The sequence below is a fragment of the Candidatus Thermoplasmatota archaeon genome, assembly GCA_022848865.1.
GTDB lineage: Archaea > Thermoplasmatota > Thermoplasmata > RBG-16-68-12 > JAGMCJ01 > JAGMCJ01.
In genome coordinates, this window is the sequence record JAJISE010000058.1 from 1 (window position 1) to 9,277 (window position 9,277).

Consider the following 9,277-nt stretch of genomic DNA (forward strand, 5'->3'; position numbering starts at 1 on the left):
TCCTCATGCTCGACTTCGTGGGGAACAGCGAGCGCTTCAACGAGGGATACGTTCCGCCGAAGGAGCTGCCTCTCGATCCCAGGATGGGAGGCTCTCACCGCAGGTTGGGCGGGACCTTTGTGCCTACCGTGGTGGCGACGGACTCGTGGATCTGGCGGGAGTGGTTCCACGTCGAGCCGGGAAGGGAGGCGGTGGACCTGGGGGACCTGGCGGGACGATACCGAGAGGCGCGTACTTCCTGTCAGTCTTCGACTGGAACACGGACACGCTCGACCCGAGCTACGACGAATACGTCGCGGACAGCAACTGGTACTACAAGACCTCCGGTGAGTTCGACGGCAGCACGGACGTCGACGAGAACGATGCCGAGGTCTGGTTCAGGATATTCTCGCTCCCGCCAAAGGTGCTGGACTATGGGCCCAAAGGAAACAGCGTGAACGACGCATCGACGATCGGCATAATCTTCAGCGCCCGCATGGACGAGGCGACCGTGGAGAGCGCATTCTCCATCGCCCCGACGGTCCAGGGCGATTTCAGGTGGAACAACGACTCCACATCCTTCTTCTTCGTGCCGAGCTCGTCTCTGCCGTGCTCGGGCTCGTTCTCCGTGTCGCTCACAACGGAAGCGGCGGACGTCAACGGCTTCCACATCGAGACGCCTCTTTCGTGGACCTTCACTGTCGAGAACAACGGTCCGCCCATCGCGGTCGCGGGAGAGGACCAGACGACGGAGCTATTCAAGATCGTCACATTCGATGCCCGGGACTCCTACGACCTCACAGGAGGGATAGTCAGTTATGAGTGGGACTTCGGCGACGGCAGCACGGGGTCGGGATTGCGAACGGACCATGCGTACTTCAGAGCCAAGGACTACCAGATCACGCTCACGGTGGAGGACAACTACGGGTTATCAGCGACAGACACCTTCGCCATACACGTCGAGAAGGGCAACTACATGCCCCAGAACCTGAACTACGACTACGCCCACTACTGGGACTACTTCAACGTGAACTTCACCACGACGCTGGGGATGTCGTTGTCAACGGGCTTCGACCAGCTCGTGGACCTATCCATGTTGGGCATAAGCGATGTAAGGGCCGTGGAGAGCGAGGTCCTGGCGAATGACTACGAGTACGTCGCCAACCTCACTGGCCTGACGGATGATGACGGAAGGAGCTGGAACTACGTCAACCTGAAGACGACCGTCGAGAAACGGTCCTATCTCCGTACCCTCAGCGGCTTCCCGATGCGAATCGATTGGAAGGCCGTGCAGGAGTTCAGCGGGGAGATGTCCGACGGCACGCGAATCGATGATCGAAGGGAGTTCTACAGGATAGAACTGACCGAGCCGATTTCGCTGAAGCTTTCCGAGATACCGCAGTCGGCGACCGAAATGGATCTGTGGCATCTGACCATACTCAAGTTATCACGATACTTCGTGGAGGATGGCGATGTCATCGTGGACGCAGAGGGTTCCACGCACCTGTTCCCGCCCTTCCAGAGGAAGCACATATTCCAGCCGCTGGGGACGCAGGACATGGACATCGGCGGCGAGATTGTTCGCGCATACGGCCTCAAGGAAACGTATGAGGATTGGGACCCGTACCAGATCACATACACGAAGAGCCTCCTCAGCCCGTTCGTGTACGACGTGGTGAACTACGGTGATGTCTCGCTGGATGAGGGATGGAAAGAGTACACGTGCTGGTTTGCGGACAAGCAGCAGACGGTCCCGCTGAAGGAGATCGACTTCACCATGGAAGACGATGCAGGGAGTCCCGACTACTCGACGAAGGAGTTCCTCCTTATGCTGGAACTGTCCAGCTTCAGAGACAGGATCGACCTGTCGGACGGGAACAACGAGGACCAGCTCTCCACGGACTACGAGACGACCGTGAGAGTATACGAGCCGTGGGCCCACGCCCAGATCAAGCTTGGTGGGAATACCACTCACGAAGTGTTCCTCAACTTCGATCTTGTGTACGACGTGATCGTGCGGCATCAGGGATACGTCGTGTTCAATCACAACGTGGCGGGAGAGGAACTCGAGAGGACGATTGGCTCACAGCTGGTCAGCTCGTACGACGAGTTCGAGCTGTTGATGGAGCCTCACTTCGACCTGTCGATGGTGTCGGTGAACATACAGACGGGAGAGGTGTTCGAGGAGTACTTCTACCTGGAGCTTCCAGTGCCGACGTTGGAGGACGTGGACGGCGACGGCAGCCACGTCGAGCTGTTTGGCCAAACGATATACATGTGGGACAACCCCGCTCTGATATGGTCAGGCACCGGGGAGGACCTGGCGGGGAGGACGCAGACGCTCTCGAGCCTGTCCGTGACGCTGGCGAAGATCGACCTGCTCGCACTCTTGCAGATGGTCTCCAGCACCTTCTGCCCGCCCTGCGCGATGTTCCTGAAGGCGGCGCGCTGGTTCGTGGGCATGTACCTGAACTTCAACCTGAATGTGGACGCCGAGTTCTATTACCTCGTGGGCACGTACTCCGAGACGAACGGGACGTTCGACACCGGCGAGGATGCCGACCTGCAGTACTTCGGCTTCGAGTCCCCGGCGGGCGAGAACGCTCAAGCGACGGGGGAGATGACCGTGAACGCGGGCCTGGGCGAGACCGTCGAAACGAGGGTGTACAGGTTCGTGAAGTCGCACGTCGAGGCCACCGTGTTCGGTTCGATCAACTTCGAGACAGTGCTCTTCCCTGGCACGATATTCGAGATGCAGCTCTGCGACATACCGATCATCGAGGGCGAGCAACTAGAGGGCTCGGCCCAGGCATACTCTTTCACTGGAACGTACCTCCACCATGAGTTCACGGGATCGGACGAGACGCCTCCGGTCTCGGAGGTCCTCGACCTTCCAGAGTACACAAGTGCGCACTCCTTCGACGTGTTTGCGAACGCGACGGACGAGCTGAGCGGGGTCAAGGATGTCACCCTGTACTTCCGCGTGGACTCCGGCCCGTGGACCGAGTACGGTGTCTCAGCGAACGGGGACTTCCTGTTCGGCGCGCTCAGCGACGGCTACCACGAGTTCTACAGCACAGCGACGGACAACTGGGGGAACGTGGAGGATCCGCCCGCAACGGCCGATGCGTACACGTACGTGGACACGCTCCCGCCAAACCTGGCCGCACCACCGAACATCGACAACGCAGAGGATTCCACGCTCGAATGGCAGGGCGAGGACGAGACGACGGGGATCGACCACTACGAGGTCAGCGTGGACGGCGGAGCCTACGAGAACGTGGGCATGAACACCTCTTACCAGATAGGCTCGCTTCCAGAGGGCACGCACATCACGATCAGGGCGTACGACAAGGCGGGGAACTTCAAGGAGAAGACCGTGAGGATCGTACCAGAACCCGCTTTCCTTGGGGTGCAGAATGATATGTGGCTCTTGGTTCTCGCTATTGCTGCAGTCATCGCAGTCCTCGCTGCAATCGTAGTATACCGCAGAAGGTCCAAGCGGGATTGAGATACAACGGACAGATGTTGAGACGACGGTCATGTGCCTCCGCTGCGGCGCGCTCGTGTTCACCACCAAGCGCAAAGCCTAAGTGCTTCGGTCCGGATTCGATATTGGCGAGGGATATGCTATTCGTTCCAGGACGGAAGTACCGCCGCAAGCTGCTGCACGACCTCTTCGGCGGGCAGCGCCGCGGGGGCATAAGCACGCCCGCCAAGCATCCGGTCATCTTCATCTTCACGGGCGAGGCGGGGCATGAGTACGGCTACAAGGACGGCTGGAAGGACGCGTTCTTCTGCTACACGGGAGTGGGAAGGCACGGGGACATGGAGATGGCAGGCGGGAATCGAGCGATCATGGACCACATGAGGAACCGCAAGGAGCTGCACCTGTTCAAGATGCTTCGCGGCCCGCTAGTGGAATACGTCGGGCAGATGGCCTGCGTCGGCGTGAAGGAGGAATATGGTCCGGACGAGGATGGAAAGGAGCGCAGGATATTCCGCTTCATCCTGATGCCCGTGAGGGAAGGGCTTTTTCCGATGCTTTAAGGGCTATTCTGGTTCTTCCGCCGGCGGCGGCTCTTCGGGCCCCTCCCGCTGCGTGACCAGCCTCCACTGCAGGAACAGGACCACAATCACGAGGAGCAGGATGATGAGCAGAAGGAGGATGACGACCCACCAGGAGTAGTCCTCCGCCTCTTGGTCCACCATCTTCCCGGTCACGACGATGGTCGTCCCGGTCACGTCACTCACGCGCCCGTCGTCGTCGCGTACCATCAGCGAGACATGATAGGACCCCACCTCCGCGAAGGCGTGATGCACCGACTGGAAGGTCGACCATGCGGCCGGCGTTCCGTCCCCTAAGTCGATGTAGTACTCCGTTACGCAGCCGTCCTCATCGAAGGAAAACAAGCCGTCGAAGTAGACGCTCTCGTTGACCTCGACCTCGTGGGCCCCCGCCCACAGGAGGGGATGTGGACTTCGGTTTTCGATCGTGACGTTGACGATCTCGCTCCAGGCGGACTCGTGCCCGTCGTCGTCAAGCACCTTCGCCCGCGTGGCGTAGGTCCCGTCATCGTCGTACGAGTGGGACACGTACGGGAACATCACCCAGCCGCTCGTGCTGCCGTCGCCGAAGTCGAAGAGGTGGCCGACCACCGTGCCGTCAGCGTCCGAGGAGCCGTTGGCTGTGAACCCTATCGCGTGGTGCGTCAGCAGCGGCACCCATGCGGGCAGAACGACTGAGTACTGGGCGATGGGCATTGCGCAGTCGACGCATATCGTGACGCTCACCCACTCGCTCTCCTTGCCGTTGTCCGCCCTCACCTTCAGGCGGGCGTCGTAGGAGCCCTCCGCAGCGTAGCTGTGCGTGGTGAAGGAGTCATCGATCCAGCCGGAGGAGTTGCCGTCCCCGAAGTCGAAGGAGTACGCCTCAATCGAACCGACCCCGTACGAGGATTGGCTGCCGTCGAAGCCGACGAGCTCGCCGACGTCGAGGTTCGTGCTCGTTGGTGTGAGGACTGCGGTTGGATTCGCGTCGGTGACCAGGACGAAGTCGTCGAACTCGACCTCAATGGACGCGCCGGAAGCCAATAGCCCGATATGGATGCAGGGATAGTACTGCGGGTACGAAATGCTCCACCATCCCTTGGTCGCGCCGTCCAGAATGAGCTGTATGCTCTTGTTCTCGTGCACGACCATCCTGTGGGTGTGGGCTTCACCTACGGTCACAGTCCTGCTGTCGAACACTGTCTTGACAGCGGACAAGTTATGCCAGGAGTGCATTTCCCCCACCGCGCTGACCCCAGAGGTATGGTTGAACTGCACCCAGCTTGTGACGTTGTCCCATATCACAGAGGTGTTCTCTATCACGGCGAGACCCACGGCCATTTCCTGCCCCGTGTAGCTGGTGATGTTGCTTGTCACAGATATATCCAGAAATCCCGTGAAGCTTGCGTTGTAGAACATCCAGTATTGATTCCAGCCCCCGGTATTGGGTGCCGTCTCTCCTGGATCATAGGTCCCGTTCATGATGAGCTTCCCGCCGACCTCCGTTCCGTTGAGCCCGCCCCATTCGCTGATGATCCACTCGCTGCCGATGACCCCGTCCTCGAAGTCGTCGGTGAAATCGGCGACGCCGCCCGGAAGAGCAGCGAGCATTCCTGCGCACAAGAGAAACACGACTGCGAATATCCGAATCTTCATACGCTCCCTCCGTCGAGACCGCGAAAGAGAGCGGGCATATAAAGATTGACCTGAATCATCGCACGCCAGGATTACGAGAACCTCACGCCCGCTGATTCATGATCTTCGACACGCTCACCGGGATCCCGAGCGACCCGAGCACGGACCCCTGCAGCCTTTCCACGACATGCCCGTGCAGCTTCTCCTGGAACCTGGACACGTCCTTCCAGGACCTGTGCTTCCCGGGCACGGACGCCCTGCTGACCTTCACGTTCTCGCGCGTCTCGTCCTCCGGCACGCCGCTGCAGTACTTCCGCATCGCCTTGGAGACCACGTCCTCCAGCGCCGAGTCGATGACCCCTTCGCTCTCCGACGACGGATAGTACGTCTCGCACACCCACTTGTCGTCCTGCTCCCTGCAGACAATCGCGACGGGCAGGCTCCTCGCCTCCACGGAACCGCGGAGCTCCTTCAGCCTGCGCACGCTGCGCGCCCTCGAGGCGTACGTCGACGCCAGGTCGGCCTTCTCCGTCCGCGACTCGTATCTCGCCTTCGCGGCTTCGTAGGAGTTGATCACGGCCTCGTTCTCTGCGACACCGATGCTGGTCAGCAGACCCTCCCTGATCGTGGGCGGGACGTCTACAGCCCCGCTCTCCACGTTCTCGAAGAACTCCATCTCCTGCGACGCCCGCTCGAAGTCCGCATGCATGCGCTTGTGGTCAGCCGTCTTCTCCCACTGCACGACGTCCGCGATGCTCGTCAGGTCCTCGAGGCTCTCGACGCCGTCGATCTCCTTGGCGGCCTCCTTTAGTATCTCCTCCACGCTAGTCTCGAGGAGGTCGGCTATCTCGTCGGGCGGGAGGTCCCCCACCGCCTCGCGCAGGTGCGCCTCGAGCTTGAACCCGGTCATGGACCAGTCGCCCACCCACTGCGCGCACGCCGTGAGCGGGTCCGGGACGCGCTCCTCGACCAGGCCCTCGACGACCTTCGAGACGGAATCGTAGGACTTCTGCAGATCCGCGTGCCTGCGCTCGTCCTCCTTGCGCAGCGTCACGAGGCTCCGCTTCTCCTCCCTGAGCTTGCGCATCTGCTCGTGAAGCTTCTCGATCTCCTTGTCGTAGGCGTGCTTCTTCTGGTCCCACTTCCTCTGGGTCTGCTCGACCCAGCGCTGGTAGGTCTCCTCGGCGTCCGGCGCCTCGGGCGACTTCTTGGGCGACGCCTCGGGCGGGACCTCTTCGATCTCGTACATCAGCTTCTTCCCGGGGATGTTGGACATCGCCTTGTCCAACGCCGCTTCGAGAGTTCTTTTGTCCACGCCCTCGGCGGCTATCGTCCCCTCACGCTTGTTGGCCTTGAAGGACGCGGACTTGAACTTGCCGTACCTCACGTACGACTGCACGGCGCCCTTGATGCTCAAAATCACGTCTACGACATCGTCTCCTTTCATCTGGACTATATACTTCATATCCTCCACCCCACTCCAGCGAAAGGGAATCTGCTGGAGGGTATAATATGTTTTGGCAAGACCGTTTGAAATCGGCTACCGAGTACTGTCCCCTGGACCCGAAGAAGTGGCAAAAGGCAAGTCGCAAGATTCAAACCATATTGAGACATTACGAGGTCTCGGAGGCGATAGTATGGTTTCAGGAATCGACGAATCTCACGGTGAGAAGGCGAGGGCAGTTGAGGGCATCTTGGGATATGAGTTCACCGACAAGCAACTGCTGATCCGGGCCCTCACGCGAGAGGCGTATGCGAAGGAGCGCAGGGACGAGGGCGATGAGTGCGAGGGTCAGGAAGCGCTCGAAACGCTCGGAGACGCGATCCTCGGAGCCGCAGTGACTGACCTGCTGTTCCGCTCCGGGTGTGAGACAGGCCACGACATATCAACGAGAAGAGACCGGCTTATCAACGATTACCATCTGGCAGAGGTCGCCAAGAACTCGGGAATCGCACCGTACATAATACTGAACGGCGGAGAGGAGAAAGGGGGAAGGAGGGAGGAACCCAGCATTCTCGCCGACACCCTCGAAGCCCTCATCGGGGCGGTCCACGTTGATGGCGGGTTCGACGCAGCCAAGAAGGTCGTGGAGGAGCGCTTCGAAATAAGATGAGCCGCCGACCGTGTGTCGGGGAACGAGACAATGCCCAATCCATGGTCCCACGAGTAGAGTGCGCTGACGAGCCCGGCGCTCTTCTCCGTGACCTCCTCTGCGCGTTCCTCGAAAACAAGGCCACACTTCTCCACTAGAATCTCTTGCCTTGCGTCATTCAGAATCTGCAAGAGCTTTTCCAGAGCAGAATGCTCTATCAGATATCTCTCCAGCTCAGATAGTCTTGAATTCAATTGCTCTCTCTGTTTCTTCGTGATGTTGCTCATTCAGATCTGTCTGCAATTCCTATGCAAGGTCTAACTCCTGCAGAACTCTTCTGCTGTCCAGCAAACTCTTTTGCCAGTTGCTGCCCGGGGTAATCTCCAGTATGCCCGCATGATCATCCAGGGATGGACATCTTTCCAGATGCCTGAAGTCGATATTCCCTTCCCCAATGGGCATGTGGTGGACCTTCCGTTCTCCAAGGTTATCTGATAGGTGAACGTACTCAATACGATCTCTCAGGACTTCAATGCCAGATTCAACTCCCCCGGTAATGTTGGCGTGGGAAACATCAAACACAACACCCACCATATGTGAGGGGAAACAGTCAACCAACGCAGCAAGCTGCTCAAAATCCGATATAAGGTCGTCTCCCAGATAGCCCACATTCTCCAAACAGAGCATGATATCACACTCATCCAGTGAATCCAGATTGGAGTCAACGACTTTCTTGGCTAGATCAACTCCTCCAGAAACATCCGGTCCAGCCAGTATGCCAGTGTGAAGTACAACATTTCTAGCTCCATACGCGCCAGCCCTCTCTATTGTCTTTCTGAGACCTTGAACGTTGCTTCTGAACAGGCCTTCATCGCCAAGGTTTAGAAGAGGTGCATGAACAGATAGATCCCTATCTCCGCTCTCCAGGTACTTGTGTGATTTCGCGTTCCTCTTGGGCAGGGGAGAATCCCACAGTTCTATCGCATCGAAATCGTTCTCCTGGACGAAGTCACCTAGCGTATCGATGGATCGGTCTGGAACGCTGTAGATTGAAATGCCTAGTTTGAGTTTCATCCTATTACCTATGGTTTCCCATCCTTCTTATTTCAGCAGGACAGTTAAGGAACGTATGGGATTCTGTTGATGTGCTCTCTGGCAGAGTGATACTGTTCAGATTGGTGCAATTCATAAAGGCCCATTCTCCCAGGCTCTCCAAACTTCTTGGAATAGAGACTTCCTGCAGATTCGCACAGTTGGCGAAAGCACTTCGCTCTATCTTCGAAACCCCTTTCGGTATCACAACCTCCTTAAGATTTGAACACCCGAAGAACGCGCTTCTTCCGATTCTCTGGACGGTATCTGGAATCACGAAGACCTCTGCTGGATTCCGAACAGCGAAGAATATCAGTTCGGTTTTCTCTCTGTCGTACAATGCCCCGTTCTCATAGGCGTACTCTGGGCTATGGTTTGTCAAGGTAAGGGAAGAGCAACCGGTAAACGGATTGTAACCGATGATCTTC

The 9,277-nt window shown here is 58.4% G+C and carries 7 protein-coding genes; 3 read left to right on the forward strand and 4 right to left on the reverse strand.

The window, feature by feature from the left end; all coding sequences use genetic code 11:
- Positions 1-145 precede the first annotated feature (145 nt).
- Together LN415_08925 and LN415_08930 are read left to right on the forward strand one after the other, a co-directional pair.
- Complete coding sequence (locus LN415_08925; protein ID MCJ2557209.1) at positions 146-3,490, forward strand: PKD domain-containing protein; 3,345 nt, start codon at positions 146-148, stop codon at positions 3,488-3,490.
- Between the two features lie 116 nt (positions 3,491-3,606).
- The gene (locus LN415_08930; protein MCJ2557210.1) at positions 3,607-4,029 is read left to right on the forward strand and encodes an HNH endonuclease; all 423 of its coding nucleotides are present in this window, start codon (positions 3,607-3,609) and stop codon (positions 4,027-4,029) included.
- Between the two features lie 3 nt (positions 4,030-4,032).
- Here LN415_08930 and LN415_08935 read toward each other — a convergent pair whose 3' ends face one another.
- Both LN415_08935 and LN415_08940 read right to left on the reverse strand, forming a co-directional pair.
- The gene (locus tag LN415_08935) at positions 4,033-5,685 is read right to left on the reverse strand and encodes a PKD domain-containing protein (GenBank protein MCJ2557211.1); all 1,653 of its coding nucleotides are present in this window, start codon (positions 5,683-5,685) and stop codon (positions 4,033-4,035) included.
- 82 nt (positions 5,686-5,767) lie between these two features.
- Positions 5,768-7,129, reverse strand: coding sequence for a hypothetical protein (locus LN415_08940; protein MCJ2557212.1), 1,362 nt, complete (start codon positions 7,127-7,129; stop codon positions 5,768-5,770).
- A 172-nt stretch (positions 7,130-7,301) separates the two neighbouring features.
- Between LN415_08940 and LN415_08945 the strand changes: the two genes are divergently transcribed.
- Positions 7,302-7,778 carry a dsRNA-specific ribonuclease gene (locus tag LN415_08945; GenBank protein ID MCJ2557213.1) on the forward strand — a complete coding sequence of 159 codons (477 nt, stop codon included), beginning with the start codon at positions 7,302-7,304 and terminating at the stop codon, positions 7,776-7,778.
- A gap of 285 nt (positions 7,779-8,063) precedes the next feature.
- Here the strand turns inward: LN415_08945 and LN415_08950 are convergent, their stop codons facing one another.
- Together LN415_08950 and LN415_08955 are read right to left on the reverse strand one after the other, a co-directional pair.
- Positions 8,064-8,831 carry a sugar phosphate isomerase/epimerase gene (locus tag LN415_08950; protein ID MCJ2557214.1) on the reverse strand — a complete coding sequence of 256 codons (768 nt, stop codon included), beginning with the start codon at positions 8,829-8,831 and terminating at the stop codon, positions 8,064-8,066.
- A gap of 4 nt (positions 8,832-8,835) precedes the next feature.
- Positions 8,836-9,277: leucine-rich repeat domain-containing protein (locus LN415_08955; GenBank protein MCJ2557215.1), on the reverse strand; the 442-nt coding region annotated here is incomplete at its 5' end.